Annotated in this window: 20 protein-coding genes and 1 tRNA gene; 10 read left to right on the top strand and 11 right to left on the bottom strand. The window is 43.3% G+C overall.

All coding sequences use genetic code 11. From position 1 onward, the window contains the following. Window positions 1-98: 98 nt before the first annotated feature. The 6 genes from NF865_RS00515 (at window position 99) to NF865_RS00490 (ending at window position 6,484) form a co-directional block, all read left to right on the top strand. On the top strand, window positions 99-608 hold the full coding sequence (locus NF865_RS00515; protein ID WP_253304707.1) for a KH domain-containing protein: 510 nt from the start codon (window positions 99-101) through the stop codon (window positions 606-608). A gap of 26 nt (window positions 609-634) precedes the next feature. After that, window positions 635-1,951: an aspartate--tRNA(Asn) ligase gene (gene aspS, locus NF865_RS00510; protein WP_253304706.1), complete on the top strand. Its 1,317-nt coding sequence runs from the start codon at window positions 635-637 to the stop codon at window positions 1,949-1,951. Between the two features lie 62 nt (window positions 1,952-2,013). Beyond that, a complete protein-coding gene (locus NF865_RS00505) occupies window positions 2,014-4,077 on the top strand; it encodes a COG1361 family protein (RefSeq protein ID WP_253304705.1) in 2,064 nt (687 codons plus the stop codon). Between the two features lie 63 nt (window positions 4,078-4,140). Next, complete coding sequence (gene pth2, locus NF865_RS00500) at window positions 4,141-4,497, top strand: peptidyl-tRNA hydrolase Pth2 (protein ID WP_253304704.1); 357 nt, start codon at window positions 4,141-4,143, stop codon at window positions 4,495-4,497. Window positions 4,498-4,506: 9 nt separating this feature from the next. Continuing rightward, window positions 4,507-5,772, top strand: a complete 1,266-nt coding sequence (gene truD, locus NF865_RS00495) for a tRNA pseudouridine(13) synthase TruD (RefSeq protein WP_253304703.1) — start codon at window positions 4,507-4,509, stop codon at window positions 5,770-5,772. Window positions 5,773-5,782: 10 nt separating this feature from the next. After that, window positions 5,783-6,484, top strand: a complete 702-nt coding sequence (locus NF865_RS00490; RefSeq protein ID WP_253304702.1) for a phosphoglycolate phosphatase — start codon at window positions 5,783-5,785, stop codon at window positions 6,482-6,484. Here the strand turns inward: NF865_RS00490 and pyrF are convergent. From pyrF to pyrB, 6 genes are read right to left on the bottom strand one after another with little or no spacing between them, the layout of a single operon-like run. Further along, entirely contained in the window at window positions 6,481-7,230 is a 750-nt protein-coding gene (gene pyrF / locus NF865_RS00485; RefSeq protein WP_253304701.1) for an orotidine-5'-phosphate decarboxylase, read from the bottom strand. The genes NF865_RS00490 and pyrF overlap by 4 nt on opposite strands. Further along, window positions 7,176-8,150, bottom strand: a complete 975-nt coding sequence (locus NF865_RS00480) for a dihydroorotate dehydrogenase (RefSeq protein ID WP_253304700.1) — start codon at window positions 8,148-8,150, stop codon at window positions 7,176-7,178. The genes pyrF and NF865_RS00480 overlap by 55 nt, the downstream gene beginning before the upstream one ends. Then, window positions 8,135-8,842, bottom strand: a complete 708-nt coding sequence (locus NF865_RS00475) for an iron-sulfur cluster-binding protein (RefSeq protein WP_253304699.1) — start codon at window positions 8,840-8,842, stop codon at window positions 8,135-8,137. Before NF865_RS00475 ends, NF865_RS00480 begins: the two co-directional genes overlap by 16 nt. A gap of 1 nt (window position 8,843) precedes the next feature. After that, the gene (locus tag NF865_RS00470) at window positions 8,844-10,097 is read right to left on the bottom strand and encodes a dihydroorotase (RefSeq protein ID WP_253304698.1); all 1,254 of its coding nucleotides are present in this window, start codon (window positions 10,095-10,097) and stop codon (window positions 8,844-8,846) included. An 8-nt stretch (window positions 10,098-10,105) separates the two neighbouring features. After that, on the bottom strand, window positions 10,106-10,558 hold the full coding sequence (gene pyrI, locus NF865_RS00465; RefSeq protein WP_253304697.1) for an aspartate carbamoyltransferase regulatory subunit: 453 nt from the start codon (window positions 10,556-10,558) through the stop codon (window positions 10,106-10,108). Then, entirely contained in the window at window positions 10,555-11,475 is a 921-nt protein-coding gene (gene pyrB, locus NF865_RS00460; protein ID WP_253304696.1) for an aspartate carbamoyltransferase, read from the bottom strand. The genes pyrI and pyrB overlap by 4 nt, the downstream gene beginning before the upstream one ends. A gap of 83 nt (window positions 11,476-11,558) precedes the next feature. Here pyrB and pyrE point away from each other — a divergent pair, with 83 nt between their 5' ends. Further along, window positions 11,559-12,131, top strand: a complete 573-nt coding sequence (gene pyrE, locus NF865_RS00455) for an orotate phosphoribosyltransferase (RefSeq protein WP_253305688.1) — start codon at window positions 11,559-11,561, stop codon at window positions 12,129-12,131. Here the strand turns inward: pyrE and NF865_RS00450 are convergent. Next, a complete protein-coding gene (locus NF865_RS00450; protein ID WP_253304695.1) occupies window positions 12,112-12,324 on the bottom strand; it encodes an ArsR family transcriptional regulator in 213 nt (70 codons plus the stop codon). The genes pyrE and NF865_RS00450 overlap by 20 nt on opposite strands. Window positions 12,325-12,464: 140 nt before the next feature. Here NF865_RS00450 and rlmD point away from each other — a divergent pair, with 140 nt between their 5' ends. The 3 genes from rlmD (at window position 12,465) to NF865_RS00435 (ending at window position 14,316) form a co-directional block, all read left to right on the top strand. Next, window positions 12,465-13,724: a 23S rRNA (uracil(1939)-C(5))-methyltransferase RlmD gene (rlmD, locus tag NF865_RS00445; protein ID WP_253304694.1), complete on the top strand. Its 1,260-nt coding sequence runs from the start codon at window positions 12,465-12,467 to the stop codon at window positions 13,722-13,724. Between the two features lie 53 nt (window positions 13,725-13,777). Next, the gene (gene lrpA, locus NF865_RS00440) at window positions 13,778-14,203 is read left to right on the top strand and encodes an HTH-type transcriptional regulator LrpA (protein WP_253304693.1); all 426 of its coding nucleotides are present in this window, start codon (window positions 13,778-13,780) and stop codon (window positions 14,201-14,203) included. A 35-nt stretch (window positions 14,204-14,238) separates the two neighbouring features. Continuing rightward, window positions 14,239-14,316 (top strand) — tRNA-Gly (locus NF865_RS00435). Window positions 14,317-14,320: 4 nt separating this feature from the next. Here the strand turns inward: NF865_RS00435 and NF865_RS00430 are convergent. From NF865_RS00430 to NF865_RS00415, 4 genes are all read right to left on the bottom strand, one after another. Then, a complete protein-coding gene (locus NF865_RS00430) occupies window positions 14,321-14,590 on the bottom strand; it encodes a hypothetical protein (protein ID WP_253304692.1) in 270 nt (89 codons plus the stop codon). Window positions 14,591-14,706: 116 nt separating this feature from the next. Then, entirely contained in the window at window positions 14,707-15,831 is a 1,125-nt protein-coding gene (locus NF865_RS00425) for a cation:proton antiporter (RefSeq protein WP_253304691.1), read from the bottom strand. Between the two features lies 1 nt (window position 15,832). After that, on the bottom strand, window positions 15,833-16,975 hold the full coding sequence (locus tag NF865_RS00420; protein WP_253304690.1) for a cation:proton antiporter: 1,143 nt from the start codon (window positions 16,973-16,975) through the stop codon (window positions 15,833-15,835). A 19-nt stretch (window positions 16,976-16,994) separates the two neighbouring features. Further along, window positions 16,995-17,549: a CBS domain-containing protein gene (locus NF865_RS00415; RefSeq protein WP_436317661.1), complete on the bottom strand. Its 555-nt coding sequence runs from the start codon at window positions 17,547-17,549 to the stop codon at window positions 16,995-16,997. Window positions 17,550-17,667 lie beyond the last annotated feature (118 nt).

The following is a 17,667-nucleotide window of genomic DNA, read 5'->3' as shown; positions in this document are numbered from 1 at the left end:
ATTTTGGCTCTTTTGTAAGGGGATAAGGTTTTTAAATAATATCTGCAAAAGAGTGTTAGCTCATGTTCATTTTTTGCAAATAACTAGGAGGTGGGCTAATGAAAGCGCCAATCTGTGAGGTATGTCTAAAAACGGAGGATATTTTGTGCCCGGCAGATGAAAAGAAGCTCCAAGAGGGAGTGATTTCTGAGCTTGATGTTAAAATATCAAGAATGCTCTATAAACTCTTGGGTGACGCTGACATTGAGTTTAAGAAAGCCGTTGAGGCAGGAGACCTAGTTGTGATAATGGTCGGGGAGGGAAACGTTCCCCTCGTTATCGGGAAGGGAGGCAAAAACATTAAGCTCCTCATGAGAGAACTCGGAAAGAGAGTTAGAGTTATTGAAGGCAGAGAAATCAAAAGTACCGAGGATCTCAAGAAACTCGCAACGGATCTTCTATACCCTGCGGGGGTCTTTGGAGTTAACATTGTATACTCCCCACAGGGGCAGTATTACAAAGTGCTCGTGATGAGAAGAGACAAGCAGAAGCTTCCCGAGAGACAAGAGATTCTGGAAGACATCCTTTCAAAGATAGCTGGTACTGATGTCAAGATATCTTTCATCTGACTTCTAATTTTATTGGAGGTTTAGGTATGTATAGAACCCATTATTCGAGCCAAATAACTGAAGAGTTAAATGGGAAAAAAGTGAAAGTTGCAGGATGGGTTCATGAAGTCAAAGATCTCGGTGGAATAAAGTTCGTTTGGCTGAGGGATAGGGAAGGTATAGTGCAGATTACAGCTCCAAAAAAGAAAGTAAGTGAAGAAATTTTCCGCATTATTCCAACGCTCAACAACGAAGACGTAATCGCAGTTGAAGGTGTCGTTAACTTTACACCAAAGGCCAAGCTTGGGTTCGAAATTATTCCAGAAAAAATTGAAATCCTAGCAAAAGCTGAATCTCCTCTTCCATTAGACCCTACAGGGAAGGTTAAGGCTGAGCTTGACACAAGGCTCGACAATAGGTTTATGGATTTAAGAAGACCCGAGGTCTTGGCAATATTCAAAATACGCTCAAATGTTTTTAGGGCAGTAAGGGATTTCTTTTACCAAGAAGGTTTTATCGAAATCCACACACCCAAGATAATAGCCACAGCAACTGAAGGAGGCACAGAGCTTTTCCCAATAAAGTATTTTGAAAGAGATGCCTTTTTGGCGCAATCTCCACAGCTTTACAAGCAAATTATGATGGCCTCTGGACTGGACAGAGTGTTTGAAATAGCCCCAATCTTTAGAGCGGAGGAACATAACACAACAAGACACTTAAATGAAGCTTGGAGCATTGATGCTGAAATGGCCTTTATAGAGAGCGAGGAAGAAGTTATGCAGCTCCTTGAGAGGCTCGTTGCTTATACGATTAACTACATTAGAGAGCACAACGAAAAGGAACTCGAGATTTTAAACTTCGAGCTTGAGGAACCAAAACTGCCTTTTAGGAGGATAACATACACTCAAGCCCTTGAGATACTCAAAGATCTTGGAAAGGAAATCCCATGGGGAGAAGACATCGATACTGAAGGAGAAAAGCTCCTTGGTCAGTACGTAAAAGAGACCTACGATGAAGATCTGTACTTTATCTACCAGTACCCAAGTGAGGCAAAACCATTCTACATAATGAAATACGATGACAAGCCTGAAATCTCGAGGGCATTTGACTTGGAGTATAGGGGAGTAGAGATAACCTCCGGAGGACAGAGGGAGCACCGTTATGAGAAACTAAAGGCGCAAATTGCAGAAAAGGGCTTGAATGTAGAGAGCTTTGAGTTCTATCTTAAGGCATTCCGCTATGGCATGCCGCCTCATGGAGGCTTTGGTCTCGGGGCAGAGAGACTGCTCAAGCAGATGCTCAACTTGAACAATATCAGGGAAGTTATCCTATTCCCAAGGGATAGGAGACGGTTAGAACCATAAGAGCTTTATACCATTTTATCTTTTTATGGTTTTAGAAAACAAATTTGTTGGAGGAGGAAACGATGAGAAAAGTTGCGGTCCTCATTATTGGATTATTAATTCTGTCTGTTGTGCCACTTGTTAAATCAGCAGTACCCTCAACTGCCCAAGTAACTCTAATAGAGCTTGGTCTTGGGGATTCAGTTATTTTTGGGAACTACGAAATCAAGTTTGCGGATGTTAATCCTTCTTGGACTAAGGTAAACGTTCACATCTATGAAAAAGGTGAAAGTGAACCAAGTGCCACTCCCGTGCTTGGAGTTGGAGACAGTTATCCATTTCCTACTGAAGACAATCCAATGTTTTATGTCAAAGTTGCTTGGATAAAATCGGATGAAAAAACGATGTACCTCAGACTTGAATCCCCATTGAAAAAACTGGAGAGCGTAACCCTAAGTGAAGGACAAACTTACCAATTGCCTTCTTGGTTGCCAGAAATCAAGATAAAGGTAGTGGAAGCGTATGACGACAGTGCCAAATTCCAGATAACCCTTCCTTATGAAACAATTACCCAGACTATTACGGAAGGCAAGGGCTACGGCATCCCATACAAGCTTACCGAGATTTCAGGAAAAACAATCTCGTACTATCCTTATGTCTACCTAAACCTCAAGAGTTCTACAAAAAATGATGAGGTTAGCTTTGATATATGGATTCCAGAATATGCGGCAACTTCACTTCAAGTAAAGAGAGCGCAAGTTAGTGAAGAGCAATCTCAGCAAGTCGGCGCTGAGCCTACAGAACTTATCTATAACGATATCCTTTATGTTGGGGAAATACTAACATTCAGCATCAATCAAACTACTTACAAGCTAAGGCTTAACTCTGTTGGATATTACTCGAGTTTCAGCGTCTTTGACAAGGACAACAAGCCAATAAAGACGTTTACCGTAAAAGAGGGCTCGGGGTATCAGTTATCTCAGGTACCTATCAGAGTAGAAATTCCCCCGAACAGTGTCGATTTAAGTTACAATCGTACGAAGGTTAGATTGTATGCCCCACAAGGTTCCGAAGTTCAGCCAATCATTAGGGAAGCAGACATAAAAGTTGAACTAAGCGTCAGCTCGACTGAGCTTCTCCTCGGTGGAGACGAGCTTATAGTCTTTGTCAACGTTGAAAACCAAGGGAAGGGTAAGGCATTTGATGTTAATGTTGCCGCTCCCATACCAGATGGCTTTGAGTTGAGAAGTGGCATTGGAACTTGGAACCTAAAAATGCTTGATGCTTTTACAAAAATGCCCGTTCTAGTTTACACGCTGAAACCAACCCAAGTAGGAAGCTATAAGCTCGATACAGTGAACGTCCAGTATTACAACGAAGCTGGAGAAAAGAAAATTATAAAATCAAATACAATCAATCAGATCATCGTTTATGGTCTACCAAAGCTTTCTTTAGTTGGAGAAGCTTTCAATGGAACCTGGAGCACATATGTCCATACTCAGGAGAAGACCGTGAAGCTTAAGTTCACAGTCTCTGCTGAAGGCAAAGACGCTGAATATGAATTCATAAAAAATGCTACAATTAAACTGCTCCTTCCAGATAGCCTTGACGGTGAGACAGAACTATTTGTAGGGGATGTGAAGGCAGGAGAAACCAAAACATTAGAAAGCGAGTATGCGATTCTAAAGCCAGATAATGCCATAATAAGTGCAATGCTGGTTTACCAAGACCCACTTGGCAACTGGCATGAAGAGAATTTTGGAAACCTTGTGATTGTTAACTCCCTCCCGCCAGCAGTGGAAATTAAGGAAGTCAAAGTCTACCCATCCCCAGAGGAGCTCCCAGAATATGTAAATTCGACTCTGGCAAAAGTGGACAACAAAACAAGGGAACTGCTTGCAGAGAAGCTCAAGGATATAAGCTCCTATTACCTACCTCCGGAAAAAGGCATTAACTGGTGGCCAATTTTAACTGTCTTATTCCTCATAGCTTCAGCAGTCCTAGCTTACAGCTATATGGATCTCAAATCAAAGTACGAAAAAGTCCTTAAAGAGCTTGGAAAGAGGAAGAGAAGACCTGGAGGACTGCCTAAGAAAGAGGAATCATTGAAGCTCGAAGAAAAAGCTACTGAGGAATCACGACCTTAACCTCTTTTTCTTAAACCTTTAACTTTTATATACCTTTTTTGTTTGTTATTTGTGGGATGAAGGATGTTCAAGTATAAGCAGGTCATGGTAGTTAGGACTGATCTAAAGCTCAGTAAAGGAAAACTGGCAGTTCAGGTAGCCCATGGAGCAGTTACAGCGGCTTTCAAAGCTTACAAAGAGAAACCAGAATGGTTTAAGGCATGGTTTAATGAGGGACAGAAGAAAGTTGTAGTGAAAGTGGAATGCGAAGAAAAACTTTTTGAGCTAAAGGCTCAGGCAGAAAAGCTAGGTCTTCCAACAGCATTGATAAGAGACGCGGGTTTAACGGAAATTCCACCTGGAACAATAACGTGTCTTGCAATTGGTCCCGCACCGGAAGAGATTGTTGATAAGGTTACTGGAAATTTAAAGCTCCTGTGAGTGGTAAAAATGGACTATAAGGAATTTTTTGCTCAGTTCAAGTATTTGAGCTCACTCCCAGGGATAGGTGGGAGGATTAAAACTTACCCAGAGGACTTTATAGTGAAGGAAAAAATTCCGAAGAGCGTCTTTAAAGGGGACAGCTGCTTAATATATCTCCTCAAGAAACGAAACTGGGAAACAATGGCGGCTATAAAAGAGATAGCAAAGAGAGTCGGCATAGATTACAAATCCATTGGATTTGCAGGCACTAAAGATAGGCATGCAGTTACTTACCAGTATATCAGCATCTGCACGGAAAATCTGGAAGAAATAAAAAGCCGGCTTGATTCATTGAATATCCAAGACATATCATTGAAGTTCGTGGGATATGGGAGAAGACTAAAACTTGGTATGCTTCTTGGAAATTACTTTCGGATAGTTGTGAGGGACGTTGATCCCGAGACTGCTCTGCAGCGTACTAAAGAAATCTTGGCCGAATTGAAACTCAAGGGAGGTTTTCCAAATTATTTTGGCTACCAGCGTTTTGGAGAAAAAAGGGTCATTAACCACGAGGTAGGAAAGCTCCTCTTGAAGGGGAAGTTCGAAGAAGCGGCGTTTAAGTTTTTGGGAGAGTACACTGGTGAAATGATGGGAGATGAAGCGAGGAAAAACTTTTTGGAAAGTGGGGACGTGGAAAAAGCTCTAGAAGAGTTCCCCAACTTTTTAAGATACGAGAGAGCTATGCTATACAAATACAAGGAAACAAGGAGCTGGAAAAAAGCCTTTGCAGTCCTTCCAAGGCCGATAGTGAGGATATTCATACACTCCTATCAGTCTTATCTTTTCAACAAAGTGCTCTCAAGGAGAATTGAAGAAGGCCTGCCTCTCAATGAAGCCCTTCCGGGGGATATTGTATGTCAAGTAAAGAATGGGCTTCCCATAAGAAGCAAGACATTCAAAGTTACTGAAAGAACTCTTAGGTTTGTGAACGAAAAGATTAAAGCTGGTGAAGCTATGGTTACGGGCCCAATTTTCGGATTTGCATCACGGCTTGCCGACGGGGAAATGGGCAGAATTGAGAGGGAAGTGCTGGAAGAAGAAGGGATAACGCTTGAAGATTTTAAAATGAAGCACCTAAAAATCCTGGCAGAGCCTGGTGGGAGGAGAGAACTGCTAATAAAGCCCAAGAAGTTCAAATACAGGGCATTTGATGAGGGGCTTATCTTCCGATTTTTCTTGCCCAAGGGCGTTTATGCCACAAGCCTTTTGAGGGAAATCATGAAAGACCATTAGGGTGAGAAAGATGAAGATTAAGGCGATATCTGTAGATATCGACGGCACGATAACGTATCCCGATAGAAAACTTCATGAAAAAGCCCTTGAAGCAATTAGGAAAGCAGAAGAAGTTGGACTTCCCGTTATGCTGGTTACCGGAAACAGCGCATGCTTTGCTTACACTGCGAGCATCTTAATAGGGACGAGTGGGCCGTTTATAGCTGAAGATGGAGGTGTTATAGGGGATAAGCAGAACAACAGAATTTTCCTTGGAGATATGGGAGATTCTATGATCTTGTGGAGCGAACTTAAAAAACGCTATCCCCAAGCAGAGATGAGCGACACAATGAAATTCGGCGAGAGAAGAGCAGGACTTGTGCTAAAAAGAACCGTGCCCGTTGAGGCCGTTAGGGAGATTATAAGAGAACTCGGTTTAAATCTTGTTGCGGTTGATAGCGGATACGCAATACACGTAAAGCAGCCTCACGTAAACAAGGGAGAAGGATTGAAGAAGGCGTGCGAAATTTTGGGCATAACCCCAAAGGAAGTCGCTCACATTGGAGATGGCGAAAACGATCTTGACGCTTTTGAAGTCGTGGGATACAAGATTGCGGTAGCTCAAGCTCCAGAGATTCTTAAAAAGAAAGCGGATTATGTGACGAGCAAGCCTTATGGTGAAGGTGCTGCGGAGGGAATTATGCACCTTTTAGAAAAATTTGGGTATATCTAATCGAAATACTGCCTTGCAAGCAGCTCTCTAAACTCCTCCGCCGTTTTTCTCACGTTGTCTGCAAATATGATGGCCCTTGAAACGTTGACGACAACGTCCTTCCCTTTCAATTCTCTGAGAATTTCTGGATTTCCTCCTTGAGCCCCAATGCCGGGAATTAGCCATGAAAGGTCTCCGCTCCTTTTGGAGATTTCGCTTACGTATTCTTCTCTTGTTGCCCCCACCACTATGCCTACCTTGCTCGGGTATCTCTTTTCCAGCTCTCTTGCGAGCTCAAGAACCTTTGGATAGACGTGAAGTTCAACGTCTCCAATGGATTTGTTGCTCGTTAGAAGCAGAATAAACGCATGTCCTTTCTCTAAAAACGGGATTATTGAGTCCCTCCCCATGTAGGGATTAACGGTCACCGAGTCCACTCCAAGCCTATCGAAATACGCCTCAGCATAAGCCCTTGCGGTGTTCCCTATGTCACCTCTTTTGGCATCGAGTATTATCGGCAAATCCGTTTCGTTTTTTATGAGTTCTATCGTCTCTTCGAGCTCCTTGTATCCTTTCCAGCCGAGCTTCTCGTAGAACGCGATGTTTATTTTATACCCGCAAACCAAGTCAGCCGTTTCTTTTACAATGTGCTCATTGAATTCCAGCACGCTGTCGAATCCCTTTATTCTTTCAACGTCGCTGTCAAGACCGACTACCAATATTGAAGCGTTCTTATCCCTCGCTTTCCTGTATTTTTTGATAAACATCGGAACCCACCTCGGTGAGCTATTCCGACTATATCCTCAAACCTCTCAATTCCCTTTTGCCTGAGGAAGCGTTCAATGCCCTCTAAAATTTCGAGCGGAGACTGGGGATTTATCATGAGGGCAGTGCCTATTCCAATAAGCGATGCACCTGCCATCGCATACTCTAAAGCATCTTTCCAGTTCATAACTCCCCCAATTCCTATAATAGGGACATCTAAAGCTTCGGCCACTTTAAAGACCCTTGCGAGTGTAATGGGCTTTATAGCTGGACCACTCAAGCCGCCGGTTTTGAGTTTGAGAACGGGCAATCCGGTTTCGATGTTTATTCGCATAGCCTCTATCGTGTTCCCAATGCTCAGACCATCGGCTCCCGCCTCTACAGCTTTCTTTGCTATTCCCACTATACCGGTAACATCCGGTGCAAGTTTGGCAATTATTGGCTTGTCTGTTGATTCCCTTACGGCTTTTATCGCTTCTTGGGTGAGCTTCTCATCTTTGGCCCACATCTTCTTTCCTTTTACATTGGGGCACGAAAGATCGAGCTCGATTGCCTTTATTTCTTTTATTTTGTCCATCTCTTCTCCCAGAACCTTCCATTCCTCTACGCTGAATCCCGCGATGCTTCCAATCTTGATTGTCTTGATCTCTTTAAGCCTTGGGGCAATACTGTTAATAAATTCCCCAATGCCGGGATTTTGGAGGCCTATGGAGTTTATTATCCCTCCGTGTGTATCAACGAGCCTCGGAGGAGCATTCCCTTCTCTGGGATTTAACGTGACGGTTTTCAGGGTTATTGCGCCCACCTTTGAGAGATCTAAATACTGCAGAAGCTCAAAACCGAATCCCGCCGGTCCAGAGGCGAGGATTAGCGGATTCTCAAACTTTATTCCAAACCTCTCGACGCTTAAATCCACTCCCATAGTACCTCCTCCTTCCTAAAGAGTGGGCCGTCTTTACAAACCGTTTTAATGCCCTCCTTTGTCTTTACGGCGCAGCTTTTGCAAGCTCCTATTCCACACCCCATTATGGCCTCAAGGGAGACGTATGAACCTGAGGGAAGGTTTTTCAACATTGGAACTGGACCGCACGCTAGAATCCCGAACTCTTCTGAATAGACTTCCATTAGCACATCTACAACGGTCTTTCCACTTTCTTCCTCTATTACAAGGTTTTGCTGATCCTCATCTTCGAAAAGCTCCCTTATATATTTCTCCCTAAACCCGTAGAGCTTTTTGTAAACGAGCCTTGGATAAAGCTCTGAAAAGAAGTTCAAAGGTGCTATTCCGCTTCCCCCTCCAATAAGGATGTATTTTTTATCTTTGCTGATTTTTTCAATGTAGGGCACTCCATAGGGTCCCCTTACATAGAACACTCCTCCTATGGGGCTGGAGAATATTTTTCCAGTTAGCCTCCCAACGCGCTTTATAAAAAGGGTGAGCTCTCTGTTTTTGTAGGAATAGATGGAGAATGGTTTTGCGAGAATTGGCTCGTCAGAGGCTTTTAGCATTACGAACTGTCCTGCATCGGGTTTCTCCAGCTCTTCTTGAAGCTTAAACTTAAAGAAACCGTAATCCCTTGCTATTTTCTTTTCTACAAGCTCCGCTTCAATCAACTTAATCCCCCCGGTATAGTATTTTGCCCTCTTTGAGAGTCATCTCAACTACTCCAGGGAGTCTTTTCCCGAGGAAAGGAGTGTTCTTGCCCTTTGAGAACAGGCTTTTCTCCGTAACCCTCCACTCTTTGTCCGGGTCTAGGATAACTATATCCGCCTTGTATCCCGGTTTTATGTCCCCTTTTAATGGAAGGTTAAGCAGCTTTGCCGGATTGCAGGTGACCTTTTCCAGAAGAACCTCAAAAGGAATCTCGTGCCTCTTCGATATCAAAATCAAAGAGGAAAGCAGGGTCTCAATGCCGCTTATCCCAAAGGGGGCTTTTTCAATGTCCACGCTCTTTTCCTCAAGGGAGTATGGCGCATGGTCGCTGGCTATTACCTCTATCGTGCCATCGAGGAGCCCTTTTATGAGCTCTTCCTGGTCTTCTTCCCTCGGCAGGGGAGGGTTGACTTTTTTAAATGGAGAGCGGTCTTTCAGGTCTTCGTCCTTAAAAATGAGATGGTGATGGGTAACTTCAGCCGACACCGGAATTCCTCTCTTCTTCCCTTCCCTAACTATCTCCACGGAGGCCTTTGTTGAGAGGTGCTGGATGTGGATGTGAGCGGCAGTGTACCTTGCCACCTCCACATCCCTTGCAACGGCTATTGATTCAGCCACATCTGGAATCCCGCTTATGCCGTAAAGCCTTGAGAAGTTCCCTTCCCTCATGCTTCCTCCGGATAGCTCTTCTATCTCCGCGTGGTCTAAAATCGGCTTGTTTACACTTTTTGCCAGCTTTGCGGCCTCCAAAAATATTTTGAAGCTTTGAGGTGTTGTTCCATCGTCACTAAATCCCACAACGTACTCTGCAAGCTTTTTGAAATTCGTGAGCTCTTTCCCCTTTCTGCCCTTTGTAATGGCTCCAGCTATGAGAACGTCAACGAGCCCTATCTCCTCTGCCCTCTTTTTCACGTACTTTATCGTCTCGAGGTTATCCAACGCTGGATTCGTGTTTGGCATGAGGACGACGGTTGTGACGCCCCCATGAGCGGCAGCCTTTGAACCGGTTTCTATTGTCTCCCTATGCTCGTATCCCGGTTCCCTGAAATGAGCGTGCATATCTATTAAACCTGGAATAACAAGCTTATCCTCTGCATCGATATCGACGCTTCCCTTCGGCTTTTCCCGCCCGACGCTCTTGATTAGCCCGTCCTTGATTACTATGTAGCCATTCCCCTTGAAGCTCTTTGAGAGTATTTCCCCTTTAATGATCATTTTGACCATCACAGCAGGTGTTTTAGCACGATGTCCTCTTCCATCGTCCTCTCACAGTAGTGGCACCTTAGCTTGAGCGGCTTCTTTGAGATCACCTTGAACCTCGGCTTTACTTCTTCGTAGTGAGTTATGCAGTTTGGATTCGCGCATTCTATGATTCCAACTATTTCCTCGGGTATCTCGACCTTTCTTTTCTCTTTGACTTCCCAGTTCTCTATTATGTTTACCGTAGCCGTTGGAGCGATAAGGGCTATCTTGTTGACTTCTTCCTCATCAAGCAGCTTCCCTTCGACTTTTATGATGTCCTTTCTTCCAAGCTTTCCGCTTCTTACGTTTATGGCTACAAGTATCGTGCTGTCTTCAGGCAAATTGAGGATTTCAAGGACTTTCAAGCCTCTGCCAGCTGGTATGTGGTCTATTACCGTTCCTTTGTTAATTGCTGAGACCTTTAGTTCCTTCATTCTACCACCTCCAAGAGGATGCCAAGAAGCGCCATTCTGACCGGGATTCCGCTCCATACCTGCCTAAAGTACGCAGAATACTTTGTGTTATCAACTTCATACGCTATTTCATCAACCCTCGGCAAGGGATGCATGACTTTTAGCGTATCTTTTGCATTCTCTAGGATTTTTAAATCCACCCTGTACGAGCCCTTGATTTTGTTGTACTCTGCGGGATCCGGGAACCTCTCCTTTTGGATTCTTGTCACGTAAAGCACGTCTATCTCGGGAATTACCTCTTCCAGCTTGCTCGTTTCCACGACTTCGACTTTGCTTGAGACTTCCTCAACTATGTGCCTTGGCATCTCCAAGCCTTTGGGAGCCACAAAGTAAAGCTTCACGTTGTAGTAAGAGAGTGCCTTCGCAAGGCTGTGCACGGTTCTTCCGTACTTGAGGTCTCCAAGAAGGGCAATGTTGAGACCGTCTATTCTCCCGAATTCTTTTTTGATCGTGTAGAGGTCAAGCAAAGTCTGCGTGGGATGCTGGTTTGCCCCGTCCCCAGCGTTTATTACGGGAACCCTGGCAACTTCAGCGGCCAATCTTGCCGCGCCTTCCCTTGGGTGCCTTATCACTATCACATCGGCGTAGTTTTCCACCGTTCTTATCGTGTCCATGAGGCTCTCTCCCTTTTTGATGCTCGTGCTCGATGCCTCGGCAAACCCTATGACTGACCCGCCTAGTCTGTGCATTGCGCTTTCAAAGCTCAATCTCGTTCTTGTTGACGGCTCAAAGAAAAGGGTTGCCAGAACTTTTCCTTTTGCGTATTCAAGGGTTCCTTTTTCTTTAAGTTCCGCTTCAAGCTTTTCTGCAACCCTCAAAACATAGTCGATATCTTCTTTTCCAAAATCGTTTATGCTAATCACGTCTTGGAACCGCATAAAGCCCGACCAAAGTAACTCGGCAAAGGTTTATAAATTTTTTGTTAACATATTCGAGCATGGATGGGGGGATTTACATGGAAATGTCAAAGAAAAAAGCTAAACTCATCGAGATGATATTCAAAGAGAAAGCCATAGAGTTCGGCCACTTCATTCTAAGCTCCGGGAAAGAGAGTAACTACTACATAAACATTAAAAAGCTGATAACCAAGCCCGAAGCTTTGAAGCTAATTGCCTCCCTTATGAGCTCAAAGGCTAAGGAGCTAGGCATTGAGTACGATAAAATAGCCGGGCCGGAGTTGGGCGCAGTGCCTATAGCCGTTTCTCTGGCTTTGGAGACGGGCAAGCCTATCCTGATCGTGCGTAAAAAGAAAAAAAGCTACGGTACTGGAAGGCAGATTGAAGGGGTTGTGGAAGCAGGAGATAGGGTTCTTTTAGTGGAAGACGTCACAACGACTGGAAATAGCGTTTTAAGGGCCGCAAAAGCTTTGGAGGAAGAGGACGCAAAGGTCGTTGCCATCATGGTGGTCGTTGACAGGGAAGAAGGTGCAAAAGAGGCACTCTCAAGGGAAGGCTATACATTAATTTCCCTTGTGACCGTTGGAGAACTGTTTGAATATAAGGAAAGGCAGAGAATCAGAAGTAATCCTCAATAGTTTTTGCTTTTACCATTATTGTAGCCTTGTTCTCTCCAAAGGATATTTCAACAAGCCCCTCGGATTCTAAATTTTTCAAGGTGCGCAAAAGTTGTGGCATAGGGGTTTCAAGTTCTTCACTCAATTTCTGCAGAGAAGTAGCTTTTTTCTTAGTTGCTAGGAGTTTGTATATGACATCTTTTCTAGCAACCATCACGAAAACACCATTATTATTACCCCCTTCATCACTAATAAGGGTTACCCCTCACTCAGTTGGCATTGTGACAATATGATGGCAAAAAATTTCCAAATTGGGGCGGCATCTTTTTATACACCTTCAAAAAACATTGAAACATGAAAGTGAAGATAGAAAGACTAAGCGAGGAAGGATTTGGCGAGGCGAGAGTTGATAAAAAAACAATATTGGTTCCTTTTACTTCTCCAGGTGACGTAGTTGAAATAAGGAAGTGGCATAGGGAAAAGAAAAAGCTCGTCGCCCATGACTATGAGATACTTGAGTTTTCTCCCAATAGAGCAGACCCTGTTTGTCAGTATTTTGGACAGTGTGGAGGGTGCTTGCTCCAGCATATCCCTTATGAAGAGCAGATAAAGTTTAAAGAAGAGAAGCTTGCCCGTCTCCTCAACACTGAAGTAGACGTAGTCCCATCTCCAAAAATTTATGGACATCGAAACAGAATTGACGTTGCGACGACCACGAAGGGAATAGGGTTTAGGAGAAGAGGAACTTGGTGGGATGTAATTGACATTGAAGATTGTGAAGTGTTTGGAAAAAACAGCAGGAAAGCGTTGAATGCCTTGAGGGAGTTTATAGAGGATTTTGGTATTCAGCTTTGGGATTTAAAGAAAAGTGAGGGATTTTTAAGATATATCGTGCTTAGGGAAGGAAAATTCACAGGGGAACTTATGGTGAATCTGGTTACTTCAGAGGGGGAACTTCCAGAGGAAGTTGCTCAGTATTTTAGTTTTGCTGACTCCATTTATTGGAGCATCAACAATACAAAAAGCGATGTCTCTTATGGTGAGCCAAAAAAGTTCTGGGGGGAGGAATTCATTAGAGAGACCCTTGACAACGTGACTTACTTAATTCACCCCAACTCATTTTTCCAAACAAACTCTTATCAGGCGGTTAACCTCGTAAAGAAAGTGGCAGAACTTGTTGAAGGTGAAAAGGTACTTGATCTCTATTCGGGAGTGGGTACTTTTGGAATATACTTAGCCAAGAAAGGATTTAAGGTGGAGGGCATTGAGATAAACCCATTTGCAGTCGAGATGGCTAAGAAAAACGTGGAAATAAACAACGTTGATGCCGAGTTTAGAGTCGGCGCTGATAAAGACGTTGAAAGCTTAAGGTCATATGACACGGTCATAGTCGATCCGCCGAGAGCCGGCCTACATCCAAAGCTAATAAGGAAGATATTGAACGATTTGCCCGAGAATTTAGTTTACGTCTCTTGCAATCCTAAAACCTTCGCTGAAAATATTGAAATGCTTAAAAAAGAGTACTCAATAGAAAGCATACTCGGGCTTGATATGTTTCCCCATACTCCTCATGTTGAAATTGTTGCAAAATTAAGTTTGAAAGATGAACTCTAAGGTTTAACAAAGTTAATATACCTGTTTGACAAAATGACTACGGGGGGAAGTTTATGCTAGATGAGAGGGACAAGATAATAATTGAAATGTTAACAAAAGACGCTAGGACGCCTTTCACGGAAATAGCTAAGGTTTTGGGCATAAGCGAGACGGCTGTAAGAAAGAGGGTTAGGGCTTTAGAAGAAAAGGGCATTATACAGCAGTATACGATCAGGGTACATCCTCAAAAACTCGGGTACAATCTGATAAGCATAACTGGAGTCGATACTAAGCCGGAAAAGCTGTTTGAAGTGGCTAATAAACTAAAGGAGTTTGATTTCGTTAAGGAGCTTTACCTTTCAAGTGGCGATCACATGATAATGGCAGAAATATGGGCAAAGGACGGAGAGGATCTCGCGGATATAATGTCAAACAAAATAGGAAAAATTGACGGTGTTACGAAGGTCTGTCCCGCTATAATTCTGGAGCGCTTAAAGTAAAGCTTTTAAACCCTTTTCTCATTATTTGTTGTTGAGCGGTGGTAGTCTAGCCTGGTCTAGGACACCGGCCTCCCAAGCCGGTGACCCGGGTTCAAATCCCGGCCACCGCACCAACTTTTATTCGATTATATTGATGGAGTCTATGTCCTCATCTCCGAACACATAAAATCGCAACTCAACAGTTTCTCCATCTGGTTTATGGAGCTCCCATAGTTCGTAAAGCCTATCTTCTGTTTCTTTTCGCTTTACAAAACTCCCGCCATCCTTGTAGAATTTTTTGAGGTTTTCATAGATGAAGTTGTTTATTCTCTCTTTGTCCCCTATTAGCACTATCAAATCCTTCAGCTTCCCTTTTGATATCGTTTCTTTAACGAGTACATATACCATAAAATCCACCTTTGGACTTTACCCTATTTATTTATCATCCTTAACAAATATAAATAATTTCCCTTAGAATCTTTGGTGAATGGGATTATAGATTTTCTACAAGTTTGTCAATTGGTTTACCTTTTATATGCCCATTTCAGTAAAGGCGGTGTTAGTATAGTGGTTACGAACACCATGAAGATTGCGATAGTCAATGCCTCAGAACCTATGATTCCACTTGACAGCGCTATTGTTAACATGGCAAGCTCCACTCCAAGTCTTGGGATCATGCCAATACCAATTCTCAAGGATGCTTTGAAATCAAAGCCTGCCAAGTATGCTCCAAGTCCACATCCAGCTATTTTGCTTACTACTGCCATAATGGTATAGAGAACTGCGAAGAGACTTGCGTAACGTATGTAACTTAGTTCGATTCTCATACCGACTTCAACAAAAAAGATGGGTATAAACAGGGAATAACCCAAGATACTTACATGATCTTCAACCTGCTTTTTGTAGCTTGTTTGTCCTATGGTGAGACCTACCATGTACGCCCCTAAGATGGAAGCAAGGTTTAGGTGCTCAGCCATATATGCAAACAGTATCAAAAATACAATCGCAAATGCCGTTGTTGATTCGGGCAAATCTATGTGCGAGATTCTCTTAAAAGCTTTCTCTGCAAATACAGGGCCGAGGTATAGGAATATGGCCAGAAAACCACTAACCTCTACGAGGATTTCCACAATGGTTCTGTAATCTATGCTACCCTCGCGGAGTAGGGAGATGATCACTGTAAGAACAAGGATTCCAAGAACATCATCAACAACGGCAGCTGCCAGAATAGTAGTGCCTTCCCTTGTCCTAAGCCTTCTAAGCTCCATTAGAACCCTTACAGTTATGCTGACGCTCGTGGGGGTCATTATTGCACCGTAGAGCAGAGCCTCGTGAAACTCCACAAACGGATATGCTACCAGAAATCCCAATATGAATGAGAAAAGAACTCCAATACCGGCGACAAGGATACTCGGTCTCCCAACCCTTCTAAACTCTTGAAGGTCGCTTTCAATACCTGCAAGAAATAGGAGTAAAAGAACCCCAAGGTTTGAGAACTCTCTAATTGTTTCGTTGCTCTCTGCAAAAACTCCTATAATCAGTCCTCCAAGAATCTGACCGAGAACAACAGGCTGGCCAATTTTTTCAAATACCCATCCAAGGAGCTTTGCCATCGCCAGCATTAAAGCCAACATAATAAGCGTTTCCATATTAATCCCTCGAGAACACCCACTTCAGGAGTGGGGGGGTTATAAACGTCGTCAGCATGACCATTGTTACAGGAATTGAGAATAATTTATTGTCAAAGACGCCTTCAGTAAGGGCGACGTTGGCCATAATTAGCGCAACTTCCATTCTGGGAATCATTCCAACGCCGACTCTAAGGGCCTCTTTAGGTTTAAATTTAGCTATCAATGCCCCTGCTCCACAGCCTAAGATTTTCCCTATTATTGCTATTATGGAATATAGAACTGCAAACGCCCCTGCATGTAAAAGAACTTTAATGTCGGTCTTTATTCCAATTCCCACGAGGAAGACGGGAACGAAAAGGGAGTAGGAAAGGGTTATCATCTTGTCACTAATTCTCTTTGCCTCATCTGTTTGTGCTATCAGCACTCCTGCTAAATAAGCTCCGGTTATTCCTGCTATCCTAAACTGCTCAGCTATATATGCAAAAATAAGGGTTAAAGCAAGGGCAAATGCTGTTAAAGTTTCCGGTAAGTCGATTCTTTCAGAGAGGAGCAGGACTTCTTTAACAATTGGTTTTCCAACAAGCCAGCTGACTATAAAGAACACCGCTATTTCCCCAATTAAAATTCCTAGGTCCTCTATGTACACATGCCCCTTTCTGTGCATGGCAATTAGAGTCGTGAGAACTATAATTCCAAGGACATCATCAACGACGGCACTGGCTAAAATTGCCGTCCCTTCCTTTGTCCGGAGTCTTTTCATTTCCATTAGGATGCTTGCGGTTAATCCAACGCTTGTAGCTGTCAAAATTCCCCCCAGAAACAAGGCTTCAGTTCTTCCATACCCAAACCATTCGGATATGTAATAGCCCATTGCGAAAGGGACCACAACCCCACCAAGGGCGATAAGAAAAGCAGGCACTCCAACGCTCTTAAATTCTTCAACATCAGTTTCAAGACCGGCAAGAAATAGAAGCAAAACCACGCCCATCTCACTTATTAAATGGACTCCTTCAGAATAGCTTACTATGTTTAAAACAGAGGATCCAATGAGCATTCCCCCAATAAGCTGACCAAGGGCTCCCGGCATTTTGACTTTTGTAGCTAGATATCCAAATAATTTAGCAACTATTAGGATCACTGCGAGTTCAAGGAACACGTCCATGTTTTTCATCTCCCGCTGATTAAAGCGCAACAATTCTGATAAGCCGAATTATGTCCTTAACTTCCAGCAAGCCGTGAACCTTTTTTTCATCGTCAATAACGGGCAGGTGGTGTTTTCCGGTCTCCGTCATAAGCTTAATAGCTTGCCCAATGTTGTCATCCACGTGGATGGTTATCGGCTTTGTTACCATTATGTCCTCTACCCTAGAAGCACGGGTTAAAGTGTATTTTTTCAGCAAACCTAAACCGACAACTGAATACCTTCTCGGCGTTGCAAAAAAGTGTAGGAGGTCTTTCATCGTTATGAATCCAAGGAGTTTCCCATCTTTATCAACGACTACTGCAGAAGTTTCTTCGCTTGTGAATTTGCCGATTAGAACTGTTAGGGGATCTTCGGGGCGAACAGTTAAAAATTCTCTGTCCATGACTAATTTAACAGGCACCTTGGAGATGTACCTGATGTTGTGGCTCAGCTCCTCTTTTCGTTGAAGCATTATATGGCGTTTTTTACCTATGATTATGGATATCTTTTTACTTTTCGCGCTTCTGGGTTTGCTTGGGGAAGGGTTGTTCACGTTTACCCCCTATAATTTTTGTTTGTTTTCTACTTAAAATTTTCTCTTTAGATAAAATTAGAAGAAATAGCTTTGGTTGACCTTCTGTCGATAAGGGTCGAGATATACAGTACAATTT

This window comes from Thermococcus aggregans (assembly GCF_024022995.1).
In the GTDB taxonomy this organism is placed as follows: domain Archaea; phylum Methanobacteriota_B; class Thermococci; order Thermococcales; family Thermococcaceae; genus Thermococcus_A; species Thermococcus_A aggregans.
Note: the sequence above shows the minus strand (reverse complement) of the source record. Positions and strands in the feature narration are given on the sequence as shown.

What these genes read in the sequence shown, in the direction of transcription:
- NF865_RS00515 (WP_253304707.1), top strand. Translation starts at nt 99, where the DNA reads ATGAAAGCGCCAATCTGTGAGGTATGTCTAAAAACGGAGGATATTTTG.
- aspS (WP_253304706.1), top strand. Translation starts at nt 635, where the DNA reads ATGTATAGAACCCATTATTCGAGCCAAATAACTGAAGAGTTAAATGGG.
- NF865_RS00505 (WP_253304705.1), top strand. Translation starts at nt 2,014, where the DNA reads ATGAGAAAAGTTGCGGTCCTCATTATTGGATTATTAATTCTGTCTGTT.
- pth2 (WP_253304704.1), top strand. Translation starts at nt 4,141, where the DNA reads ATGTTCAAGTATAAGCAGGTCATGGTAGTTAGGACTGATCTAAAGCTC.
- truD (WP_253304703.1), top strand. Translation starts at nt 4,507, where the DNA reads ATGGACTATAAGGAATTTTTTGCTCAGTTCAAGTATTTGAGCTCACTC.
- NF865_RS00490 (WP_253304702.1), top strand. Translation starts at nt 5,783, where the DNA reads ATGAAGATTAAGGCGATATCTGTAGATATCGACGGCACGATAACGTAT.
- pyrF (WP_253304701.1), bottom strand. Translation starts at nt 7,230, where the DNA reads ATGTTTATCAAAAAATACAGGAAAGCGAGGGATAAGAACGCTTCAATA.
- NF865_RS00480 (WP_253304700.1), bottom strand. Translation starts at nt 8,150, where the DNA reads ATGGGAGTGGATTTAAGCGTCGAGAGGTTTGGAATAAAGTTTGAGAAT.
- NF865_RS00470 (WP_253304698.1), bottom strand. Translation starts at nt 10,097, where the DNA reads ATGATCATTAAAGGGGAAATACTCTCAAAGAGCTTCAAGGGGAATGGC.
- pyrI (WP_253304697.1), bottom strand. Translation starts at nt 10,558, where the DNA reads ATGAAGGAACTAAAGGTCTCAGCAATTAACAAAGGAACGGTAATAGAC.
- pyrB (WP_253304696.1), bottom strand. Translation starts at nt 11,475, where the DNA reads ATGCGGTTCCAAGACGTGATTAGCATAAACGATTTTGGAAAAGAAGAT.
- pyrE (WP_253305688.1), top strand. Translation starts at nt 11,559, where the DNA reads ATGTCAAAGAAAAAAGCTAAACTCATCGAGATGATATTCAAAGAGAAA.
- NF865_RS00450 (WP_253304695.1), bottom strand. Translation starts at nt 12,324, where the DNA reads ATGGTTGCTAGAAAAGATGTCATATACAAACTCCTAGCAACTAAGAAA.
- rlmD (WP_253304694.1), top strand. Translation starts at nt 12,465, where the DNA reads ATGAAAGTGAAGATAGAAAGACTAAGCGAGGAAGGATTTGGCGAGGCG.
- lrpA (WP_253304693.1), top strand. Translation starts at nt 13,778, where the DNA reads ATGCTAGATGAGAGGGACAAGATAATAATTGAAATGTTAACAAAAGAC.
- NF865_RS00430 (WP_253304692.1), bottom strand. Translation starts at nt 14,590, where the DNA reads ATGGTATATGTACTCGTTAAAGAAACGATATCAAAAGGGAAGCTGAAG.
- NF865_RS00425 (WP_253304691.1), bottom strand. Translation starts at nt 15,831, where the DNA reads ATGGAAACGCTTATTATGTTGGCTTTAATGCTGGCGATGGCAAAGCTC.
- NF865_RS00420 (WP_253304690.1), bottom strand. Translation starts at nt 16,975, where the DNA reads ATGGACGTGTTCCTTGAACTCGCAGTGATCCTAATAGTTGCTAAATTA.